Annotated in this window: 21 protein-coding genes; 14 read left to right on the forward strand and 7 right to left on the reverse strand. The window is 72.1% G+C overall.

The features are described 5' to 3' along the window. Nucleotides 1-72: 72 nt before the first annotated feature. The gene (locus ACLJT4_RS02195) at nt 73-651 is read left to right on the forward strand and encodes a DJ-1/PfpI family protein (protein WP_016571397.1); all 579 of its coding nucleotides are present in this window, start codon (nt 73-75) and stop codon (nt 649-651) included. 11 nt (nt 652-662) lie between these two features. Here the strand turns inward: ACLJT4_RS02195 and ACLJT4_RS02200 are convergent, their stop codons facing one another. Next, nucleotides 663-1121: a hypothetical protein gene (locus tag ACLJT4_RS02200; protein ID WP_411121063.1), complete on the reverse strand. Its 459-nt coding sequence runs from the start codon at nt 1119-1121 to the stop codon at nt 663-665. Nucleotides 1122-1579: 458 nt separating this feature from the next. On the opposite strand from ACLJT4_RS02200, the gene ACLJT4_RS02205 reads away from it, so the two are divergent. Beyond that, a complete protein-coding gene (locus ACLJT4_RS02205) occupies nt 1580-3349 on the forward strand; it encodes an acetyl/propionyl/methylcrotonyl-CoA carboxylase subunit alpha (protein WP_411120724.1) in 1770 nt (589 codons plus the stop codon). A 107-nt stretch (nt 3350-3456) separates the two neighbouring features. On the opposite strand, the gene ACLJT4_RS02210 is transcribed toward ACLJT4_RS02205, so the two are convergent. Continuing rightward, nucleotides 3457-4641 carry an alpha/beta hydrolase gene (locus ACLJT4_RS02210; protein WP_411120725.1) on the reverse strand — a complete coding sequence of 395 codons (1185 nt, stop codon included), beginning with the start codon at nt 4639-4641 and terminating at the stop codon, nt 3457-3459. 348 nt (nt 4642-4989) lie between these two features. Here ACLJT4_RS02210 and ACLJT4_RS02215 point away from each other — a divergent pair, with 348 nt between their 5' ends. Beyond that, nucleotides 4990-5646 carry a TetR/AcrR family transcriptional regulator gene (locus ACLJT4_RS02215; protein WP_411120726.1) on the forward strand — a complete coding sequence of 219 codons (657 nt, stop codon included), beginning with the start codon at nt 4990-4992 and terminating at the stop codon, nt 5644-5646. An 84-nt stretch (nt 5647-5730) separates the two neighbouring features. Here the strand turns inward: ACLJT4_RS02215 and ACLJT4_RS02220 are convergent, their stop codons facing one another. Together ACLJT4_RS02220 and ACLJT4_RS02225 are read right to left on the reverse strand one after the other, a co-directional pair. Then, entirely contained in the window at nt 5731-6669 is a 939-nt protein-coding gene (locus ACLJT4_RS02220; RefSeq protein WP_233657020.1) for a DeoR/GlpR family DNA-binding transcription regulator, read from the reverse strand. A 318-nt stretch (nt 6670-6987) separates the two neighbouring features. Further along, nucleotides 6988-8433 carry an NAD(P)H-quinone dehydrogenase gene (locus ACLJT4_RS02225; RefSeq protein WP_411120727.1) on the reverse strand — a complete coding sequence of 482 codons (1446 nt, stop codon included), beginning with the start codon at nt 8431-8433 and terminating at the stop codon, nt 6988-6990. A gap of 140 nt (nt 8434-8573) precedes the next feature. Between ACLJT4_RS02225 and ACLJT4_RS02230 the strand changes: the two genes are divergently transcribed. The 3 genes from ACLJT4_RS02230 (at nt 8574) to ACLJT4_RS02240 (ending at nt 11800) form a co-directional block, all read left to right on the forward strand. Further along, the gene (locus ACLJT4_RS02230) at nt 8574-9011 is read left to right on the forward strand and encodes a gamma-glutamylcyclotransferase (RefSeq protein WP_016575476.1); all 438 of its coding nucleotides are present in this window, start codon (nt 8574-8576) and stop codon (nt 9009-9011) included. Between the two features lie 129 nt (nt 9012-9140). Further along, nucleotides 9141-9956, forward strand: coding sequence for a purine-nucleoside phosphorylase (locus ACLJT4_RS02235; protein ID WP_382467609.1), 816 nt, complete (start codon nt 9141-9143; stop codon nt 9954-9956). Between the two features lie 161 nt (nt 9957-10117). Beyond that, nucleotides 10118-11800 (forward strand): phospho-sugar mutase, encoded by a 1683-nt coding sequence (locus ACLJT4_RS02240; protein ID WP_411120728.1) that lies wholly within the window; start codon nt 10118-10120, stop codon nt 11798-11800. A gap of 102 nt (nt 11801-11902) precedes the next feature. Here the strand turns inward: ACLJT4_RS02240 and ACLJT4_RS02245 are convergent, their stop codons facing one another. Beyond that, nucleotides 11903-12268 (reverse strand): hypothetical protein, encoded by a 366-nt coding sequence (locus tag ACLJT4_RS02245; RefSeq protein WP_411120729.1) that lies wholly within the window; start codon nt 12266-12268, stop codon nt 11903-11905. A gap of 332 nt (nt 12269-12600) precedes the next feature. On the opposite strand from ACLJT4_RS02245, the gene ACLJT4_RS02250 reads away from it, so the two are divergent. From ACLJT4_RS02250 to ACLJT4_RS02270, 5 genes are all read left to right on the forward strand, one after another. Next, entirely contained in the window at nt 12601-13812 is a 1212-nt protein-coding gene (locus tag ACLJT4_RS02250) for a helix-turn-helix domain-containing protein (protein ID WP_411120730.1), read from the forward strand. Between the two features lie 94 nt (nt 13813-13906). Then, nucleotides 13907-14395 (forward strand): recombinase family protein, encoded by a 489-nt coding sequence (locus tag ACLJT4_RS02255; RefSeq protein ID WP_411120731.1) that lies wholly within the window; start codon nt 13907-13909, stop codon nt 14393-14395. A 225-nt stretch (nt 14396-14620) separates the two neighbouring features. Further along, on the forward strand, nt 14621-14797 hold the full coding sequence (locus ACLJT4_RS02260; RefSeq protein WP_411120732.1) for a hypothetical protein: 177 nt from the start codon (nt 14621-14623) through the stop codon (nt 14795-14797). Beyond that, nucleotides 14794-15291: a hypothetical protein gene (locus ACLJT4_RS02265; RefSeq protein WP_411120733.1), complete on the forward strand. Its 498-nt coding sequence runs from the start codon at nt 14794-14796 to the stop codon at nt 15289-15291. The genes ACLJT4_RS02260 and ACLJT4_RS02265 overlap by 4 nt, the downstream gene beginning before the upstream one ends. A gap of 338 nt (nt 15292-15629) precedes the next feature. Continuing rightward, nucleotides 15630-16808 (forward strand): methyltransferase domain-containing protein, encoded by a 1179-nt coding sequence (locus ACLJT4_RS02270; RefSeq protein ID WP_411120734.1) that lies wholly within the window; start codon nt 15630-15632, stop codon nt 16806-16808. 63 nt (nt 16809-16871) lie between these two features. Here ACLJT4_RS02270 and ACLJT4_RS02275 read toward each other — a convergent pair whose 3' ends face one another. Next, nucleotides 16872-17495, reverse strand: coding sequence for a PH domain-containing protein (locus ACLJT4_RS02275; protein ID WP_411120735.1), 624 nt, complete (start codon nt 17493-17495; stop codon nt 16872-16874). Nucleotides 17496-17639: 144 nt separating this feature from the next. Here ACLJT4_RS02275 and deoC point away from each other — a divergent pair, with 144 nt between their 5' ends. From deoC to ACLJT4_RS02290, 3 genes are read left to right on the forward strand one after another with little or no spacing between them, the layout of a single operon-like run. Beyond that, entirely contained in the window at nt 17640-18635 is a 996-nt protein-coding gene (gene deoC, locus ACLJT4_RS02280; RefSeq protein WP_411121064.1) for a deoxyribose-phosphate aldolase, read from the forward strand. Between the two features lie 2 nt (nt 18636-18637). Then, a complete protein-coding gene (locus ACLJT4_RS02285) occupies nt 18638-20068 on the forward strand; it encodes an aldehyde dehydrogenase family protein (protein WP_411120736.1) in 1431 nt (476 codons plus the stop codon). Further along, entirely contained in the window at nt 20061-20921 is an 861-nt protein-coding gene (locus tag ACLJT4_RS02290) for an aldehyde dehydrogenase family protein (RefSeq protein ID WP_331249248.1), read from the forward strand. The genes ACLJT4_RS02285 and ACLJT4_RS02290 overlap by 8 nt, the downstream gene beginning before the upstream one ends. A 113-nt stretch (nt 20922-21034) precedes the next feature. On the opposite strand, the gene ACLJT4_RS02295 is transcribed toward ACLJT4_RS02290, so the two are convergent. Continuing rightward, on the reverse strand, nt 21035-21448 hold the full coding sequence (locus ACLJT4_RS02295; protein WP_275463200.1) for a hypothetical protein: 414 nt from the start codon (nt 21446-21448) through the stop codon (nt 21035-21037). Nucleotides 21449-21634: the final 186 nt, after the last annotated feature.

Below are 21634 nucleotides of genomic sequence, written 5' to 3' on the forward strand. Positions count from 1 at the left end.
GCCGGTGAGTGGTGCGCGTCGCCGGGGAACCGATGGTTCCCGAAGCGACCGACACCGCGAGGAGTGTTCCCCATGGCCAAGATCCTGATCGTCGCCGGCGACGCCAGCGAGGACCTGGAGTTCTTCTACCCGTACCAGCGGCTGCTGGAGGAGGGGTACGAGGTCCACGTCGCGGCGCCGTCGCGCAAGAAGCTGCGGTTCGTCACGCACGACTTCGTCGAGGGCTACGACACCTACACCGAGTCGGCGGGCCACTCCTGGCCGGCCGACCTGGCGCTGTCCGAGGTCGACCCCGCCGGGTACGCGGCGCTGGTCCTCCCGGGCGGCCGGGCCCCCGAATACCTGCGTCACGACCCGGACTTCGGGCCGGTGGTGCGGCACTTCTTCGACGCGGACAAGCCGGTCGCGCACATTTGCCACGCGGCCCTGGCCCTGGCCCCGCTCGGCGTGCTGAAGGGCCGCCGCACCTCGGCCTACCCGGCCTGCTCGCCGGAGGTGGAGCTGGGCGGCGGGGTCTTCGTGGACGGCCCGGCGGTGGTCGACGGCAAGGTCGTCTCGGCCCGCGCCTGGCCGGACCAGCCGGAGTGGATGCGGGCGTTCGTCACGATCCTGCGCGCGCACGCGCCGGCGGACGGGCCCGCCGGCAGCTGACCGGGCGGGCTTCAGGCGGGTGCGCCGCCCGCGGCCGGCTCCTCGACCCCGGCCGCCCGCGGGCGCGCCTCGCCGTAGGCCACCAGCGTCAGCACGAGCAGCGCCAGCACCACCATCGCGGCGGCGAACGCCGGCCAGCCGAGCAGTCCGACGGCGAGCGCCCCGAGGACGCCGTGCACCACCGCGCAGCAGATCAGCGCGATGCGCGCCAGGCGCCCGGGGCCGCGGTCCCGGAGCGCGCCGCGCAGCAGCACCGCGGCGCAGCAGAGCAGGAAGAGGGCGAAGACCGCGCCGCCGACCCAGGCGCCGACGGACATGGCGCCCGGCCGCAGGCCGGCCAGGGACATCTGCTGCCGGTCGACCACGATGCTCAGGATCCAGTTGAGCAGCAGCATCCCGGCCGCTTCGAGGATCAGGACCACCGCCGCCGCCAGGGCCACCGGTCTGCGGGCCGCCACCACCTCGCCCACCCCACTTCCACCGTCATGCACCGTCGCCGCGCTGTCCGCGCCGCCGTGTGCCGTCGTCACGAGCCGTTACCAGGAGTACAGAAGGCATCACGCAGGCTACTAATGGGTAACAGCTGCGGCAAGGGGTCTGCATCACCGCGCACGCCCTCCTTCTGCATGCCCCCGCCCGGCGCGCCCACCCGAAAACTTTCACTCGCCCATTCGTAGGGACTCCACAAAGAATTGACGGTTCGCCGGGCGTCCACAGTTCGAGACCTAGACCACACCGCGCCGCGGACCAGCGCCCGGGAATCCGGCTCTACCCTGGGATTCCAACGGACTTCACTCCCTCACCATCGCCGCGCGCACGCTCCGTGTGGGCAAGCTCACCCCAGAGAACGGGTCGGCACGCGGTGTCGCCAGTCCCTAAACTCGCTGCGTTCAGTGTGTTGCGGCGTAGCGCCCAGGAAGGACCCATCGTGCGCAAGGTGCTCATCGCCAACCGTGGCGAAATCGCTGTCCGCGTTGCCCGTGCATGCCGGGACGCCGGAATCGGGAGCGTAGCCGTCTACGCCGACCCGGACCGGGACGCCCTGCACGTCCGTGCCGCGGACGAGGCTTTTGCCTTGGGCGGTGACACCCCTGCCACCAGCTACCTCGACTTCGCCAAGGTCCTCCAGGCCGCCGCCGATTCCGGTGCGGACGCGATCCACCCCGGCTACGGTTTCCTCTCCGAGAACGCCGAGTTCGCGCAGGCTGTGCTCGACGCCGGGCTGACCTGGATCGGCCCGCCGCCGCACGCCATCCGCGACCTCGGCGACAAGGTCGCGGCCCGGCACATCGCGCAGCGCGCCGGCGCCCCGCTGGTCGCCGGCACCTCGGACCCGGTCTCCGGTGCCGACGAGGTCGTCGCGTTCGCCAAGGAGCACGGGCTGCCCATCGCCATCAAGGCGGCGTTCGGCGGCGGCGGCCGCGGCCTGAAGGTCGCCCGCACCCTCGAAGAGGTTCCCGAGCTGTACGAGTCGGCGGTGCGCGAGGCGGTCGCCGCGTTCGGCCGCGGCGAGTGCTTCGTCGAGCGCTACCTCGACCGCCCCCGGCACGTCGAGACCCAGTGCCTGGCCGACAAGCACGGCAACGTCGTCGTCGTCTCCACCCGTGACTGCTCGCTCCAGCGTCGCCACCAGAAGCTCGTCGAGGAGGCCCCCGCGCCGTTCCTGAGCGAGGCGCAGAACGCCGAGCTGTACCGCGCCTCCAAGGCCATCCTCAAGGAGGCCGGCTACGAGGGCGCCGGCACCTGCGAGTTCCTCGTCGGCCAGGACGGCACCATCTCCTTCCTGGAGGTCAACACCCGTCTCCAGGTGGAGCACCCGGTCACCGAGGAGGTCACCGGCCTGGACCTGGTCCGCGAGATGTTCCGGATCGCCGACGGCGAGGAACTGGGCTACGACGACCCGGCGCTGCGCGGCCACTCGTTCGAGTTCCGGATCAACGGCGAGGACCCGGGTCGCAACTTCCTCCCCGCGCCCGGCACGGTCACCCGGTTCGACGCGCCGTCGGGCCCGGGCGTCCGCATGGACGCCGGCGTCGAGGCCGGCTCGGTCATCGGCCCCGCCTGGGACTCCCTGCTCGCCAAGCTGATCGTCACCGGCGCCACCCGCGAGCAGGCCCTCCAGCGGGCCGCCCGGGCGCTCAACGAGTTCCAGGTGGCCGGGATGGCCACCGCCCTCACGTTCCACCGCGTGGTCGTCAAGGACCCGGCGTTCGCCCCCGAACTCACCGGTTCCACCGCGCCGTTCACGGTCCACACCCGCTGGATCGAGACCGAGTTCGTCAACGAGATCCCCCCGTTCGCCGCGCCCGGTGCGGAGGAGGCCGAGGCCGACACCCGCGAGACGGTCGTGGTCGAGGTCGGCGGCAAGCGGCTGGAGGTCTCGCTGCCGGCGTCGCTCGGCATGCCGCTGGCCCGCGCCGCGGTGGCCGGGGGCGCCAAGCCCAAGCGGAAGGCCACCAAGAAGAGCGGCAGCGCCGCCTCCGGTGACACCCTGGCCTCCCCGATGCAGGGCACCATCGTCAAGGTCGCCGTGGAGGAGGGCCAGCAGGTCGCCGAGGGCGAGCTGGTCATCGTCCTGGAGGCGATGAAGATGGAGCAGCCGATCAACGCGCACCGCGCGGGCACCGTCAAGGGCCTGACCGCCGAGGTGGGCTCGGCCCTCACCTCCGGCGCCGTGATCTGCGAGATCAAGGACTGACCGGTCCCCGCACCGCCCCGAGGGGCGGGCTCCCGGTACCTCGGTACCAGGAGCCCGCCCCTCGCCGTTGTCGCCGCCGTCGGTGACAACGTCGCTGACGACGGCGGCTACGACTTCCCCACGACCTCCTCCGGGAAGACCAGCGTCCGGCTCATCCACTGGAGCGCGGCGGGCAGTTCGCGGCGCCAGGTGGCGAAGTTGTGGCTGCCGTGGTCGAGCACGATCGAGTCCGCCTTCATGGGCGGGCGGACCGCGGCCAGGAACGCCCGCGCCGCCGGGTAGTTCTTCTCCCCACTGCGGCTGGTGCCGATCAGCACGTTGACGTCGGGCGACGGCAGGTGCGCCAGCCGCCACATCAGGTCGTGCTCCTCGCGGCGCTTGCCGCGGTCCGTGCCGTCGCCGAAGAGGTTGCCGGTGGTGGGGTCGTTGGAGACCTTGTAGTCGGGCGAGAGGGCGGCCGCCGCGGTGTAGGTGCGGGGGTGGCGCATGGCGAGTTGCAGGGCGCAGCTCCCCCCGGAGGAGTAGCCGAGCAGGCCCCAGGCGCCCGGGTCGTGCCCCACCCGGTAGTGCGACTTGAGGGCCTCGGGCACGTCCTGGGCGAAGAACGTCTCGGCCTGCGGGCCACCGGGGACGTCGACGCACTGGGTGTCCCGCGGCGGCGCGATGGTGGGGCGCAGCATCACGATGACGGTCGGCTGGAGGGTGCCGTTGCGGACCAGCTTCGCCGCGGTCTCCGGCATCCGCAGGTGCTGTCCCAGCAGGAATATCCCGCCCGGGTAGCCGCTGAGCGCGACGACGACCGGGAAGCGCTGGCGGGCGTACTGCTTCTGGAAGTACTGCGGCGGCAGGTAGACGTACGCCGGGTCCACCACCCGGGTCCGCTTGCCCACGATCCGGACCGTCTCGACCTTGCCGTTCTTCTCCGGCGGCCCCGTGGGCAGCCCGTGCACCTTGTCCAGCCCTTCCGTGCCGGAGGGCTGCACCAGCCCCTTGGTCGGGTCGCCGGCGGGCCCCGCGGCGCCCTCGTCGCCCCACTTGCCGACCGCGGCGGGGGCCCCGTCGTACAGGCCGAGCAGTTCGTGCCAGGAGGCGTAGAACTGGAAGTTGGTGTTCACCACCAGGCCGAGCGCGGCCACGATCGCCAACTGGGTCGCGGCGATCACCCCCAGCCGCCCGAGCACCGCCCGCGGCCCGCGCCCGGCGAACCGCGGCCAGAGCCAGACGGTGAGCCCCACGCAGGCCGCGGAAAGGGCGATCATGGCGTACAACAGTGGCCTGCTGGTCAGTCCCATCGATGTTCCCCAGACTTCCTGGACGGCCCCCGGACGTCCCCGGAAGCCCTCTTTGCGCCTGGTTTGATGGCCCTTGGCAGGGTGACGTTGCCGCCTTCGCGAGGTGTTCGCCGGCCCGACGGCCCCGGTACGCCGGAACATCACCGACCGTCCGCCGGGCGTCCACCTGCGGCATCGGCATCCGGCCGCGGGCCCGGGACGGCCCTTTCTGAGCGGCGTTCAGCCCCGGCCCGCCCGGGCCGACGACGCTCCCGACGGCGCCTGCCGACCGTGCCGGAACACCCGTCCGGCGGGCAGTGGCATCCTGGAGCCACCGGCCGCAACCGGCCGGTGTGAGGAAGGACGGCGATGGCGACCGACACGGCAGGGCAGCGGCGGGTGGAGCGGGCCGCGGCGGCGCACGCGGCCGGGGGGACGTCCGCGGTGCGTCCCATGCGGGCCGACGCCCGGCGGAACTACGAGCGGCTGCTGACCGAGGCGCGGACGGCGTTCACCGAGCACGGCACGGACACCTCGCTGGAGGACATCGCGCGGCGCGCCGGCGTCGGCATCGGCACGCTGTACCGGCACTTCCCCAACCGCACCGCCCTGATGGGCGCGGTCTTCCAGGGCGAGGTGCACGCCCTGGTCGGCTACGCGCGGGAGTTGGCCGACGCCCCGCAGCCGTGCACCGCGCTGGTCGACTGGCTGCGCGCGCTGATCACGCACGCCAGCACCTACCGGGGCCTGTCCCGGGCGATGATGACCGCGTCGGCGGACGAGAGTTCGGGCATGGCGCGGTGCAGCGTGCCGCTGGGCGAGGCGGGCGCCGCGCTGCTGAGCCGGGCCCAGCAGGCCGGGGCGGTGCGCCGGGACGTCGTCATCGGCGACCTGCTCCAGCTCACCAACGGCATCGCGCTGGCCGCCGAGGAGTCCCCGGACGATCCGGAGCTGGCCGACCGGCTGCTGACGCTGACCCTGCGCGGGCTGAAGGCGGGCGGGACGGGCCGGGAGACCGGGGCGTAGCCCGCCGCCCGGCGGGCCGGGGCGGGCCCCGGCGTCCCGGGCCGGACTCTCCGGCCCGCCCGACGCCCGCCGTCCCGCCGCGGCTCAGCGCCGTCGGGGCGCCAGATCCGCCACCCGGCCGTCACCGAGCGCGCCCGCCGAGCGCAGTTGCGGCGCCCCGGGCGCGCCGCCCGGGTGACTGCGCCGCTGGCCCGGCAGCGGCACGTCCCGCCGCGGGCCCCGGCGCTCCGGCGGGGCGGTCTCCAGGCCCGGCTGGGCGGGTGCCTGTCCGGGGAGCGAGTTGCTGGCGACGGCGATCTGGACGCCCTGGTCGGCCAGTGCCTGCAACTCGGTGGCGGCCCGGTCGTCGTGGGCCGGCGGCTCGTCCGTCACGAGTCGGGTGATGACGTCGGTGGGCACGGTCTGGAACATGGTGTCGGAGCCGAGCTTGGTGTGGTCGGCGAGCACCACCACCTCCCCCGCCGCCTGCACCAGCGCCCGGTCGACGCTGGCGGAGAGCATGTTGGAGGTGGACAGCCCGCGCTCGGCGGTCAGGCCGCTGCCCGACAGGAAGGCGCGGGAGACCCGCAGTCCCTGGAGCGACTGCTCGGCACCGCTGCCGACCAGCGCGTAGTTGGAACCGCGCAGGGTGCCGCCGGTCATCACCACCTCGACGCGGTTGGCGTGGGCCAGTGCCTGGGCGACCAGCAGGGAGTTGGTGACGACGGTCAGGCCGGGGACCCGGGCGAGCCGGCGGGCCAGCTCCTGGGTGGTGGTCCCGGCGCCGACGACGATGGCCTCGCCCTCCTCGACGAAACCGGCGGCGAGGTCGGCGATCGCCGTCTTCTCCGCGGTGGCGAGGTGGGACTTCTGCGGGAAGCCGGACTCGCGGGTGAAACCTCCTGGTAGGACCGCCCCGCCGTGCCGGCGGTCGAGCAGTCCCTCTGCCTCCAGCGCCCGCACGTCGCGCCGTACGGTCACTTCGGAGGTCTGGACGACGCGGGCGAGCTCCCGGAGCGATACCGCTCCGTTCGCGCGCACCATTTCTAGGATCAATTGGCGACGTTCTGCAGCGAACACGAAACTGACAGTAACGCCAACGACCGTCTGTTTTCAGCAGGTTGCACCAATTAACGGAAGTTGTTCACACGGCATCACTTCACGTGGTATGCGGCATGCACATGCCCCGATTCCCGTCACCGTGCGTGCACAAATCCGCCCGCTGCCTGGTCAGTTGCGCTCTTCAGGCAGAGGGCGACGGGCCGCGGGGAGAGGTGTCCGGTCCCGACCGTGCAGGACCGTTTCACCCCAAGTGCCCATAGTGGGCACAAATATTCCATGGGCCCGCTTGCGGAGCGCCGGTCAGTCGCCGGCCGTCTTGCGGGTGTGCAGCTGGCGGGCGACCTCGGCGATCGAGCCGGACAGCGACGGGTAGACGGTGAAGGCACTGGCGATCTGTTCGACCGTCAGGTTGTTGTCGACCGCGATCGAGATCGGGTGGATCAACTCACTGGCCCGCGGCGAGACCACCACGCCGCCGACGACGATGCCGGTGCCGGGGCGGCAGAACAGCTTCACGAAGCCGTCGCGGATGCCCTGCATCTTGGCGCGCGGGTTGCGCAGCAGCGGGAGCTTGACCGCCCGGGCGTCGATCACGCCGTTGTCGACGTCGGCCTGGGAGTAGCCGACGGTGGCGATCTCGGGGTCGGTGAAGACGTTCGCGGAGACCGTCTTGAGGTTGAGCGGGGTGACCGCGTCGCCCAGGAAGTGGTACATCGCGATCCGGCCCTGCATGGCGGCGACCGAGGCCAGCGCGAACACGCCCGTGCAGTCGCCGGCCGCGTAGACGCCGGGGGCGGTGGTGCGGGAGACCTTGTCGGTCCAGATGTGGCCGGAGTCCTTCAGGCGGACGCCGGCGCCCTCCAGGCCGATCCCCTCGGTGTTGGGGATGGAGCCGACCGCCATCAGGCAGTGCGTGCCGGAGATGGTGCGGCCGTCGGCGAGGGTCACCTCGACCCGGTCGCCCACCCGCTTGGCGGACTGCGCCCGCGAGCGCGCCATGACGTTCATCCCGCGGCGGCGGAAGACGTCCTCCAGTACGGCGGCGGCGTCCGGGTCCTCGCCCGGCAGCACCCGGTCGCGGGAGGAGACGAGGGTGACCCGGGAGCCGAGCGCCTGGTAGGCACCGGCGAACTCGGCGCCGGTGACGCCGGAGCCGACCACGATGAGTTCCTCGGGCAGCTCGGTGAGGTCGTAGACCTGCGTCCAGTTCAGGATGCGCTCGCCGTCCGGCTTGGCGTCCGGGATCTCGCGCGGGTGGGCGCCGGTGGCGACCAGCACGGCGTCGGCGATCAGGGCCTCGGTCGAGCCGTCGGCGGCGGTCACGGTGACCTTGCGCGAACCGTCCGGCGCCTGGCCCGGCTCCAGCCGGCCGCGGCCGCGCAGCACCCGGCCGCCGGCGCGGGTGACCGAGGCGGTGATGTCGTGGGACTGGGCCAGCGCCAGCCGCTTGACCCGTCGGTTGACCTTGCCGAGGTCGACGCCGACCACCCGCGCGGGGCGCTCGTTGTAAGGGGTGTCGTCCTCGACGATGATGCCGAGTTCCTCGTAGGAGGAGTCGAAGGTCGTCATCACCTCGGCGGTGGCGATGAGGGTCTTCGACGGGACGCAGTCGGTCAGCACCGACGCACCCCCCAGACCGTCGCAATCGACGACGGTCACCTCCGCGCCGAGCGAAGCTCCCACCAGGGCCGCTTCGTATCCGCCGGGTCCACCACCGATGATCACGATCCGAGTCACGTACTCCATTGTCCCGCACGCCCGACCGCGGCTCTCCCCCGGGGGCACGGATGCCGCCGGGTGGGCGCCGGCCGTCTGCTCTCGCCAGCCGGTTGTGCGAATCTCCGGTACCACGAGCCCAACGGGGAACCTCCCGTACCCTCGGAAGCATGTCGCTCTACGCCGCGTACGCCGGCAACCTCGACGCGCGGCTGATGTCCCGCCGCGCACCGCACTCCCCACTGCGCGGCACCGGCTGGCTGAACGGCTGGCGGCTCACCTTCGGCGGCGAGCAGATGGGGTGGGAGGGCGCCCTGGCGACGGTCGTCGAGGACCCGGGCTCCCAGCTCTTCGTCGCGCTCTACGACATCGCTCCGATGGACGAGGAGTCCATGGACCGCTGGGAGGGCGTCGGCCTGGAGATCTACCGGCGGATGCGGGTCCGGGTGCACACCCTCGACGGCGACGAGGCCGCCTGGATCTACGTCCTCAACGGCTACGAGGGCGGTCTGCCCTCGGCCCGCTACCTGGGCGAGATCGCCGACGCGGCCGAGTCCGCCGGCGCGCCGCACGACTACGTCATGGAGATCCGCAAGCGCCCCTGCTGACCGGCTCGCTCCCGCCCGGCCCGCCGCCGCGCCCCCGGAACCCTTTGGCAGAAGCCACAAACCGACGCCCACAGGCCCGTGGGCAGCGACATCTACGCGCGTAGGGCATTACCGGCTACCCTCGTCCGCGTGAACGCATCTGTTACCCCCGACATCGACCCGAAGGGGGCCGCGGACGCCGCGGCCGCCCGCCTGCGCGAACTCACCGGTGCCGAGAGCCACGACGTGGCCCTGGTCATGGGCTCCGGCTGGGCCCCGGCCGCCGAGGCCCTGGGCGCGCCCGAGCACGAGTTCCCCGTCACCGAGCTGCCCGGCTTCCCGGCGCCGGCCGTCGCCGGCCACGGCGGCAAGATCCGCTCGTACCGGATCGGCGAGAAGCGCGCCCTGGTCTTCCTGGGCCGCACCCACTACTACGAGGGCCGCGGCGTCGCCTCGGTCTCGCACGGCGTCCGCACCGCCGTCGCCGCCGGCTGCAAGACCGTGGTGCTCACCAACGGCTGCGGCGGCCTGCGCGACGGCATGCGCCCCGGCCAGCCGGTGCTCATCAGCGACCACCTCAACCTCACCGCCACCTCCCCCATCGTCGGCGCCAACTTCGTCGACCTGACCGACCTGTACTCGCCGCGGCTGCGCGCGCTGTGCAAGGAGGTCGACGCGACCCTGGAGGAGGGCGTCTACGCCCAGCTCCCCGGCCCGCACTACGAGACCCCGGCCGAGATCCGGATGCTCCGCACCATGGGCGCCGACCTGGTCGGCATGTCCACCGTCCTGGAGGCGATCGCCGCCCGCGAGGCCGGCGCCGAGGTGCTGGGCCTGTCGCTGGTGACCAACCTCGCCGCCGGCATGACGGGCGAGCCGCTGAACCACGAGGAGGTGCTCCAGGCGGGCCGCGACTCCGCGATCGCGATGGGCACGCTGCTCGGCCAGGTCCTCAGCAAGATCTAGCCGGTACCGGCCGTCGGGCAGGCCGGGGGCCGTCCCGGGCGGCAGGATCCCGGTGCCGGCACGGACGGCGGACGGTAGCGGTGGTCACCGCCGCGACCGGCCGCCCGGCCGCGCGTCCCCTTAGGCATCCCCCACATCGCATCCACAGGCAGGAGCATCACGTGGCTACCGTTCCCGCGGAGCTGATCGGCCGGTCCCAGGCGTGGCTGGCCGAGGACCCCGACCCGGAGACCCGGGATGAGCTGGCCAAGCTCATCGAGGCGGACCAGCACGAGGAGCTGGCGGCGCGGTTCGCCGGCACCCTCCAGTTCGGCACCGCCGGTCTGCGCGGCGAGCTGGGCGCCGGCCCGATGCGGATGAACCGCGCGGTGGTCATCCGGGCCGCGGCCGGCCTCGCCGCGTACCTGAAGGACAACGGGCAGGGGGACGGCCTGGTGGTCGTCGGCTACGACGCCCGCTACAAGAGCGCCGACTTCGCGCGGGACACCGCCGCGGTCATGGTCGGTGCCGGCCTGCGCGCCGCGGTCCTGCCCCGCCCGCTGCCGACCCCCGTCCTGGCCTTCGCCATCCGGCACCTGGGCGCGGTGGCCGGCATCGAGGTGACCGCCAGCCACAACCCGCCGCGGGACAACGGCTACAAGGTCTACCTGGGCGACGGCTCGCAGATCGTGCCGCCCGCGGACGCCGCGATCGCCGACCGGATCGCCGCGGTCCGGTCGCTCGCCGACGTGCCCCGCCCCGACTCCGGCTGGGAAACCCTGGACGACACCGTCCTGGCCGCCTACCTGGAGCGCACCGACGCGGTGCTGACCGCCGGTTCCGCGCGGGACGTGGGCGTCGTCTACACGCCGATGCACGGCGTCGGCCGGGACACCCTCGTCGCCGCCTTCGCGCGGGCCGGGTTCCCGGCCCCGACGGTCGTCGCCGAACAGGCCGAGCCGGACCCGGACTTCCCGACGGTGGCCTTCCCCAACCCGGAGGAGCCGGGCGCGATGGACCTCGCGTTCGCCACCGCCCGGGCCCAGGCCCCCGGCAGCGTCGACATCGTGATCGCCAACGACCCCGACGCGGACCGCTGCGCCGTCGCCGTCCCCGCCCCCGGCACCCCCGAGGGCTGGCGGATGCTGCGCGGCGACGAGGTCGGCGCGCTGCTCGCCGCGCACCTCGTCCGCAAGGGCGCCGCCGGGACGTTCACCACGACGATCGTCTCCTCGCAGCTGATGTCCCGCATCGCGGCCGGCGCCACGCTCCCCTACGAGGAGACGCTGACCGGCTTCAAGTGGCTGGCCCGGGTCGACGGCCTGCGCTACGCCTACGAGGAGGCGCTGGGCTACTGCGTCGACCCCGAGGGCGTCCGCGACAAGGACGGCGTCACCGCCGCCCTGCTGATCACCGAACTGGCCGCCGAGCTGAAGCGGGCCGGCCGCGGCCTGGCCGACCTCCTCGACGACCTGGCCGTGGAGTTCGGCCTGCACGCCACCGACCAGCTCTCGGTGCGGGTCGAGGACCTGTCGCTGATCGCCGACGCGATGCACCGGCTGCGCGCCGAGCCCCCGACGGCCCTGGCGGGCCTGACCGTCACCCGCGCCGACGACCTGAACGAGGGCAGCGCCGCCCTCCCGCCCACCGACGGCCTGCGCTACTACCTCGCTGGCGCCCCGGCGGACGGCATCGAGGCGGCCCGCGTCGTGGTCCGCCCCAGCGGCACCGAGCCCAAGCTCAAGTGCTACCTGGAGGTCGTGGTGCCGGTGGCCGACCGCGACGGCCTGCCCGCCGCGCGGGCCAAGGCGGCGGCGGCCCTGGCGGCGGTCAAGTCGGACGTGGCGGCGGCAGCCGGGATCTGACGTTCCCCGGGCGCGACTTCGTGCCTCCGCGGCGTGCCTCTGTGGCGTGCCACTGCGTCGACGGGCCGGGCTCCCCGCGAGCCCGGCCCGTCCTGAGACCCGTCAGCTCAGCGATTCCTCGATGGCGGCGAAGATGGCGACGTCCGTCTTCCTCTGCCACTCGGGCAAGTCCGCCCAGTCGGCGACGTATCCGGGCTTCGGATCGGCGAAATGCCGGAACATCTGGGCAGTCCAGCAGGTCGCCACGAAGCGGCCCTTCTGCTCACTGCTGAGCCGTGCCGCCCTGCCCCCGCTGACGTCGAACAACTGACGCACCTGTTCGTACACCGCTCCCGCCGCCTCGCGCTCCCAAGCCGGCGTGTCCTCCCAGGGAGCCACATAGCCGGGCTTCGGCTCACCCGGAAAATGCGCGTGCACACCCGCGATCCACGCCTCGCGGAACAACCGTGCACCCTCGTGGTCCGCCATAGGTACCCCTCTCTCGTTTTCCTTCGGTGCGTGCTCAGTGCAGCCGATTTCTGCTTCCAGGGCGATGATGCGGGCGTAGCCGGCCGTGGAAAAACTCTGCCTCGTGGGGGCCACTCGAAAGCATTCCCCGACGCAGCCGCAACCCGGCCGAGCACTCCGAACTCTCCCCGCCCCGCGGCCCGTTCCTCGACCAACCGTGACTCGCGGGAGAAGGGCTGCACCACGTACGGCTGAATGCGGTTCCCCGGTTGTTCCGTACCCCCTGGGCACCGCGGCAACGGCGCCTACCATCGGAGGAGCCGCTTGAGCCTGAGCAACCCACCGAGGTGATCGTGAGCAACTGGGCCGACCTTACGACTGGCAAGCGCATCAAACATCTACGGGGCTCTGACCTGACGCAGCAGGCTCTCGCCGAGGCGGCGGGCGTCTCGCTCGCCCTCGTGCAGAAGGCCGAACAGGACCGCGGAGACCTCTCCGTCGGCTCGCTGCTGAAGCTCGCCAATGCGCTCAAGACCGACGTTGCGGTGATCCTGGGGCAGCAGGCGCCGCGCCGGGGGATGAACCGGGACGACCGTGCCGCGCTGCGTCGCCTGTCCAATGCCGTGCACGAGAGCGCGCTCGGCGAGTGGGACGGCATCAGCAACCCGAGCACGCTCGACGAATTGTCCGCGGCGCGCGATCTCGCCTGGGGCGCCTACTGGGCCAGTGATACGGCCCAGGTGAGCAGCCTCGCTTCAAAGGTCCTCATGGAAGGACAGGTTCGCTACAACAGCGCCGCGGGCGTCGAGCGCGAAAGATTGGCGCTAGTCCTCGCGAGCACGTACCGGGTCGCCGCTTCGTGTGCCAACGGCTTCGGCCATCGCGACCTCGCATTGAGTGCGCTCACGTCCGCCAAAATCCTCGCCAAAGAAGCAGACGACCCGGTGATGTTGGCACTGCTCGAATCCACACTGTCGTGGATCTACTTGCGGGGCGCACAGACACCGCGGGCCGTCGCCGTGGCCGAACGAGCCGCACAGGCGATCGAGCCGTCATTCAGCAAGGCTTCACGCTCCGAATTCCTGGCTTACGGCCGTCTGATGATCTCGGCAGCTGTGGCGGCATCGCGGCGCGAGGACGCGCATGCGGCAGACGACTACATTTCGCAGGCGCAGGCCGCGGCTGCACGGCTCGGCCGGGAGGAGAAGTTGTACGGCACCAGCTTTGGCCCAACAGCCGCGAAAACCGAAGCGGTTGGAATCCACGTGGCGTTGAGGAACTACGGGCAAGCGCTCAAGTTGGCCAGCCAACCCGACATGGCAAAGCTGCCCAAGAGCATGTCGAAGGTGGCGCGCAACAGATACAAGCTCGACGTCGCCCTGGCCCAGTGCGAGTCGAAGTTGTACGACCGAGCCGCGGACACCCTGATCGAGGTAGGACTCGACGCCCCGCAGTGGGTCAAGCACCAGGCATTGCCCGGCGTCATCGGAAAGCGTCTCGCCAAGGTTTCCACCGCCCGCGTGCGGAACATCAGCGAGCTGATCGGCGTGCCACTGATCGCATAGCTCTTACGGGGCGTAGGAGTCGAGGTCCGCCTATCCTTTCCGGCCCTACACCCCGTCTCTTCACCATGCGTGATCAATCAGACACGATTGACGCATGGCCAGTACCGAACCCGGGCGGCGGCAGGAGCCGACCAAGGCCCGGCGAACCGAGAGCGACTTACGGCGGCGACGGACTCTCGCGGACGCGGCAGCGGGCGTCCCGCCGGGTGACGCGGGCGCGCCCGGCAAAGCCACGCGCAGGGGGCGGTTCCGCTGCGTGATCTACCTGTGTGGTGATCCGCACGCCGACGTCGCCGAACTCCGCAAGGACTGCACGGAGTACGCCGAGGCGTTCTGCTGGGAGATCGCCGCCGTGATCGAGGACGGGGCGGGTGCATCGTCGCCTCCGGACCGCACCGGGCTCAGGCAAGCGATCGAGCACGTCCGGTCCGGTGGGGCCGGTGCGGTGGTCACGGCGCGCCGTTCGATGATCTCGCCCGTGACGCGGGAGTACGACCAGGTGACCCGCGAGATCGAGAAGGCCGGCGGTTTCCTGCACGTCATGGCCTCCGCGTCGGGCGGGCCGCCCACCGACCCCGACTGACGGCCACTCAGAAACGCGTACGACACAGGAGTACCCCCGCGACCGTGGCGACGGCCCGGGGGCGTGGCCATCAACTAACAAGGAGTTGACGACATGACCAACGCTATCGCGGGATGCTTACTCCCGCTGCTGCGGCGGGTGTTCCCCGCGCAGGGCCGCCGTCGGTCGGCCGGTTCGCCGCCCGTTGCGCGGCGGGTTCCCGTCCCGATGGCCCGACGGGAGCACGTGGCCACCCCCGTGTTGCGCGGCGAGGACGTTGCCTTGGTCCGCCCGTACGTGCTCACGCCCGAGGAACGGCGGGAGCGTCGCGCGCAACGGGAACGGCGCCGGACCCTCTGGCTGGCCGTGCACGGCATCGACATGGGGCCCCGCTGGATCCACGGAGTGGAGGTGGCCGCGTGACGCACCCCATGGGCACCGCCAGGCTGTTGCCGTGGACCAGTTGGGACGGGAAGCCGTGCTACCTCCTCGGCGGGACCGGCACCGGATACGTCTCGCGCCTCGCCGACCGGGTCGAGGCGGAGCAGATGGCCTCGGCCGCCGACCTCATCGAGGACGCGGCCGGCATCCTCGCCGCCCGGTCGTGGACCCCCGGGGAGATCCACCTCCTGGCCGTCGAGTTGAACGCCCAGCTGACCAAGGTCCACCGGGTGTCGGAGAGTCGGGGCGCCCGCTTGCTCCAGTGGGAGGGAGATCTCGACGAGGACGGCGAGGCCGAGGCGGACGACGGCTCCGCACCAAGTCCTACTGACGACGGGCTGGACGGACTTCCGCCCGCACACAACTCCCCCGACCGGCCAAGCCCTGAGCAGGGACAATCCTGCCCCGTCCGAGCCGACAGGCTCGGCTCAGGGCCCCGGTCCGTCCCGCGGGGAGCGTCCCGGACGCTTCCCTGAAGGATGCCGCGCGGGTTCGCCCGCACGGTGAGGGAACCGGTCCCGCCCTCCCCTATCAGCCGGAGGGCGGGACCTCTCAGGGCCCCGCCGCCCGCACTCGTCGCAGCCTCCATCTGGTACGGCGAACGCCCCGGACGCGGACCCGCACCCTCACATTGACAGGCGTAAGAGAACAAAACGAGCGGAGACAGTCATGGCATGGGGAACGGGCAAAGGCGGCGACGGAGGCGACGGAAAGCACTCCGGAGGCAAGGACCCGGGCACGGCCAAACCGTCGTCGGACACTAAGGATCCCAACCCGGGCCCGAAGCACGGCAAGAGGAAGTAGGCCCTCCGGGATGGACGACACCACCGGAGCCGCCGAGCGGGCCGCCGCGCGCGGCCTGCTCGGCAGGCTGAACGAGACGCTGCCGCGCCCCCTGGCACCTGAGTGGGCAGCAGCCTACGAAGGTGTGCCCCGCCACGGTTTCCTCCCCGACACGGTGTGGCTGGGCGACGCGCTCATTCCGTGCGACCGCCGGAAGGCCCCGGGCCCATGGCTACGCGCGGCCTACGACGACGCCCCCGTCGTGACCCAGATCAATGACGGCGCGGCCCCCGGTGACGGCGAACGGTGGCCGTCCTGTTCGGCCTCGGCCCCCGGCATCGTCTTCCGGATGCTGGACATGCTCGATGTCCGCGACGGGGACCGCGTATGGGAGATCGGCACCGGAACCGGCTGGAACGCCGGGCTGCTGGCCCACCGGCTGGGTTCGGAACTGGTGACCACCGTCGAGGTGGACCCGGCGCTGGCCGAGCAGGCAAGGGACAACCTGCGAGCGGCTGGACCGGCCCCGCGTGTCGTCACGGCGGACGGGGCCGCGCTGGACGTGGACCATGACCTCGACCGCTTCCTGGCGACGTGTTCCGTTCGCAACGTACCGTCCGGCTGGTTGACCCGCATGAAGCCCGGCGGCGTCATGCTCCTCCCCTGGGAAACGCCGTGGCTCTGCTACGGCCTGCTGCGCCTCGTCGCGGCGTCCGACGGGAGCGCGTCCGGCAACTTCCACCCCCATTCCGCCTTCATGCTCCTGCGCGGCCAGCGCACCGATCTGAGGATCTTTCGTGACGTGGTCAGGGAAGATCATGTACCTGACGAGAGGTCCAGCAGCGTGCCCCCGTGGAGCGTCACCGGGGACGACTGGGCGGCGCAGTTCGCCATCGGACTCCAACTCCCGGACGTGTGGTGGGCCTGGCACGAAGACCCCGAAGTCGAAGGAGTGTCCGCCCGCCTCTGGTTGGCCACCCTCGACGCCACGTCCTGGGCCGCCGTCGACTATGACGGAGAGACGGACGAACGGTTCACGGTCTGGGAGCACGGCCGGCGTCGCCTCTGGCGCGAAGTCGAGGCGGCCCACTGCTGGTGGAGAAGCCACGCCTGCCCCCGCCCAGAGCACTTCGGTCTGACCGTGACTGCCGACGGGCGACACACTCCATGGCTGCACGCTCCCGACCGAGCTGTTCCGCAAAGGGGATGAGCAGGGGCTGGGCTCACCGCAGCCCGGCCCCTCCTTTCCTGACGCCCCATGGGCGGACGCCGGCTACAGCGCCACCATCACCGCCAGCCCCACCGCCCCCACCACACTCGGTGCGAGGATCGCGTACGACCAGCGGACCTCGGGGTCGCCCTGGGCGGTCGCGCGGTGGGTCGCGCGGTCCTTGATCTCGTGGAGTTCGGCGAGGGTCTGGTCGGCCATCGCCTTCGGGACCGGGCCGGCGTCGGCGTTGAGGCCGAAGCGGGGGCGGCCGGCGCCGCGCGCGGCCTGGCGGGCGACCTTCTTGCGCTGGCGGAGGGAGACCGGAATGGCCCAGAGCTGGTACTTGGCGCCGGCGCCGGTGAAGACCTCGGCGGAGAACGTCGCCCGCAGGTCCTCGACGGCCGCCCAGGGCAGCGTGATGGTGCGGAACGGATTGCGCACCAGCAGCCGGTCCTCGTTCGCCCGGACCAGCGGTCGCAGTGAGAAGGCGGCGACCAGCGGCACCCCGAAGAGCAGCGCGAAGAGCGCGGTGAGCTTGGTGGCGGGGGTGCCGCGCAGCAGCGCGTCGGCGCCGAGCCAGAGGCCGAGCGCGATGAGCAGTGCGCCGCCGACCAGGGCCGCCGGCGAGCGGTAGCTGCGTTCCGCGTACTGCTGCGGAGGCGAGGTGGACCGTTCCGGGCTCGTCATGCCGCCGATTCTGCCTGACCGTCCGGATGCCGGACATTGCGTTACGGCATCAATGCGGACGCCGTGCGCATCCGGCCGTTCCCGGGCGGTTCCGGCCGGGGGGTGGCATGTCGCTACGCGCGTAGATATGCTCCCCTCGTGACCATGCCCACCACTGTTCCCGCATACGGCAATGAGGCCGCGGGGCGCCTGGCGTCGATGGCGGACGTGACCGCCTCGAACGGAGCGCTGCGCCGCTTCCTGCACGGACTCCCCGGCGTCGACGCGGTAGGGCTCCAGGCCCGCGCCGCCACGCTCGGCACCCGCTCGATCAAGACCACGGCGAAGGCGTACGCCATCGACCTGGCCATCTCGATGATCGACCTGACGACGCTCGAAGGCGCGGACACCCCCGGCAAGGTCCGGGCGCTGTGCGCCAAGGGTGTCCACCCCGACCCCACCGACCGCACCGCCCCCAAGGTCGCCGCGATCTGCGTCTACCCGGACATGGTCGGCGTCGCCAAGGAGGCGCTGGGCGACTCCGGCATCCACGTCGCCTCCGTCGCCACCGCCTTCCCGGCGGGCCGGGCCGCGCTCCCGGTGAAGCTGGCCGACACCCGGGACGCGATGGCCGCCGGCGCCGACGAGATCGACATGGTGATCGACCGGGGCGCCTTCCTCTCCGGCCGCTACCTGGAGGTCTTCGAGGAGATCAGGGCCGTGAAGGAGGCGTGCGCGCGTCCCGACGGCTCGGCCGCCCACCTGAAGGTCATCTTCGAGACCGGCGAACTCCAGACGTACGACAACGTCCGGCGGGTCTCCTGGCTGGCGATGCTGGCCGGCGCGGACTTCATCAAGACCTCGACCGGCAAGGTGGCGGTGAACGCCACTCCCCCGGTCACGCTGCTGATGCTGGAGGCGGTGCGCGACTTCGCCGCGGCGACCGGCGTGCAGGTCGGTGTGAAGCCGGCCGGCGGCATCCGGACGACCAAGGACGCGGTCAAGTACCTGGTGATGGTCAACGAGACGCTGGGCGACGCGTGGCTGACCGCCGACTGGTTCCGCTTCGGCGCGTCCAGCCTCCTCAACGACCTGCTGATGCAGCGTCAGAAGCTCAGCACCGGCCGCTACTCCGGCCCCGACTACGTCACGGTGGACTGACCATGACCTTTGACTACGCACCGGCGCCCGAGTCGCGCGCCGTGGTGGACCTCGCGTCCTCCTACGGGCTGTTCATCGACGGCGAGTTCACCGAGGGCGCGGGCGGCGGCCTGCGCAAGACCGTCTCGCCCGCCACCGAAGAGGTGCTGGCCGAGTACACCCAGGGCACCGCCGACGACGTCGACCGCGCGGTCAGGGCGGCCCGTGCGGCGTTCGAGAAGTGGTCGGCGCTGCCGGGCGCCGAGCGCGCCAAGTACCTCTTCCGGATCGCCCGGATCATCCAGGAGCGCTCGCGCGAGCTGGCCGTCCTGGAGACCCTGGACAACGGCAAGCCGATCCGCGAGGCGCGGGACGCCGACCTGCCGCTGGTGGCCGCGCACTTCTTCTACTACGCGGGCTGGGCGGACAAGCTCGACCACGCGGGCCTCGGCCCGAACCCGCGCCCGCTGGGCGTGGCCGGTCAGGTCATCCCGTGGAACTTCCCGCTGCTGATGCTGGCGTGGAAGGTCGCGCCGGCGCTGGCCTGCGGCAACACCGTCGTCCTCAAGCCGGCCGAGACCACCCCGCTGTCCGCGCTGTTCTTCGCGGACATCTGCCGCCAGGCCGGGCTGCCCAAGGGCGTCGTCAACATCGTCACCGGTGACGGCTCGACCGGCGCGGCGCTGGTGGCCCACCCGGGCATCGACAAGGTCGCGTTCACCGGCTCCACCGACGTGGGCAAGGCGATCGCCCGTACGGTCGCCGGCACGGACAAGAAGCTCACCCTCGAACTGGGCGGCAAGGCGGCCAACATCGTCTTCGACGACGCCCCGATCGACCAGGCCGTCGAGGGGATCGTCAACGGGATCTTCTTCAACCAGGGGCACGTGTGCTGCGCGGGTTCCCGGCTGCTGGTCCAGGAGTCGATCCAGGACGAGCTGCTGGACGCGCTCAAGCGGCGGATGGCCACCCTCCGGGTCGGCGACCCGCTGGACAAGAACACCGACATCGGCGCGATCAACTCCGCCGAGCAGCTGGCCCGGATCACCGAGCTGGCCGACGCGGGCGAGGCCGAGGGCGCCGAGCGCTGGGCCCCGGCGTGCGAACTGCCCGGCGCCGGCTACTGGTTCGCGCCGACGCTGTTCACCGGCGTCACCCAGGCCCACCGGATCGCCCGCGAGGAGGTCTTCGGCCCGGTGCTGTCCGTGCTGACCTTCCGCACGCCGGAGGAGGCGGTGGCCAAGGCCAACAACACGCCGTACGGCCTGTCGGCGGGCATCTGGACCGAGAAGGGCTCGCGGATGCTGTGGATGGCGAGCAAGCTGCGGGCCGGCGTCATCTGGTCCAACACGTTCAACAAGTTCGACCCGACCTCGCCGTTCGGCGGCTACAAGGAGTCGGGCTTCGGCCGCGAGGGCGGCCGGCACGGTCTGGAGGCGTACCTCAATGTCTGAGCGGCTGGCTGTCTTCAAGACCTACAAGCTGTACGTCGGGGGCAAGTTCCCCCGGTCCGAGAGCGGGCGGGTGTACGAGGTGACCGACGCAAAGGGCAGCTGGCTGGCCAACGCCCCGCTGGCCTCCCGCAAGGACGCACGGGACGCGGTGGTCGCCGCACGCAAGGCGTTCGGCGGCTGGTCGGGCGCGACGGCGTACAACCGGGGCCAGATCCTGTACCGCGTCGCGGAGATGCTGGAGGGCCGCCGGGACCAGTTCGTCGCCGAGGTGGCGGACGCCGAGGGGCTGTCGAAGGCCAAGGCCGCGGCGCAGGTGGACGCGGCGGTCGACCGCTGGGTCTGGTACGCGGGCTGGTCCGACAAGGTCGCCCAGATCGCCGGGTCGTCGAACCCGGTGGCGGGCCCGTACTTCAACCTCTCCGCCCCGGAGCCGACCGGCGTGGTGGCCGTGGTGGCGCCGCAGGAGTCGTCGTTCCTGGGTCTGGTCTCGGTGCTCGCCCCGGTGATCGTCACGGGCAACACCGCCGTGGTCGTGGCCGCGGAGCGGGCCCCGCTGCCGGCGCTGTCCCTGGCGGAGGTGCTGGCCACCTCCGACCTGCCGGGCGGGGTGGTCAACCTCCTCTCGGGCCGGACCGCGGAACTGTCCGCTCCGCTCGCCGCCCACCAGGACGTCAACGCCCTGGACCTGGCCGGTGCCGACGCCGAACTGGCGACGGAGCTGGAGACCGCGGCGGCGGACAACCTCAAGCGGGTGCTGCGCCCGCGGGCCACGGACTGGACCGCCGACCCGGGCACCGACCGGCTGCTGTCCTTCCTGGAGACCAAGACGGTGTGGCACCCGATGGGCGTCTGATCCGCGGCCGTGCCGGCTCCGTCCCGGGGCCGGCACGGACGAACGGCGCGGGACCCCGGCCCCTGGTGGGGCGGGGTCCCGCGCCGTCGCGTTGCGGGGCGGGGCCCGGCCGGTCAGCCGGGCAGCAGCCGCATCGCGGTGCCGGTCACGGGCAGGTCCCGCAGCGAACCGCCCTTCGTCACCGGGTCCGTCACCTGCGTGGTGCTCACCGGCTTGAAGTCCGCGACCTGGGTGCCGAGGCCGTTCGCCAGCGGATCGACGCCGGTGTTGGCCATCGGATCCAGCTTGAGGTCCTTGACGGGGCCGAGGCCGCGGCCGGTGGAGCCCGTCACCGAGCGCGTCAGCGCCTGCCCCACCAGCCCTTCGTCCGAGGTCCGTTGCGGGGCCGTGTCGCCGGCCGCGGGGGCGGCCGCGCCCGCCACCGCCGCGCCGCCCGTGAGCGCGACGCCGGCCGCGGAGACCACCAAACCGGCGCGCAACAGGCCGCGGGGGACGCGGCTGGGCTTGGGACGTGCGTGGGAGGGCATGTGAGCCACCTGCCTGTGGATCGGAGCGGAGCGGAACAGCGGAATTACGGTGGTGCCACCGGTCGCGCGGGCGCCTCGTGAACCCTCCGCGTAATCGGTTGACTGCGAAGCGTAGTTGAGCGGTGGCCGGGCGTTCCACCTCGCGCGCCAGGGGTACCCCCCACGGCGCAATGCCCGACAATGAGT

The sequence above is a fragment of the Streptomyces sp. x-19 genome, from assembly GCF_046549115.1.
In the GTDB taxonomy this organism is placed as follows: Bacteria; Actinomycetota; Actinomycetes; order Streptomycetales; family Streptomycetaceae; genus Streptomyces; species Streptomyces albulus_C.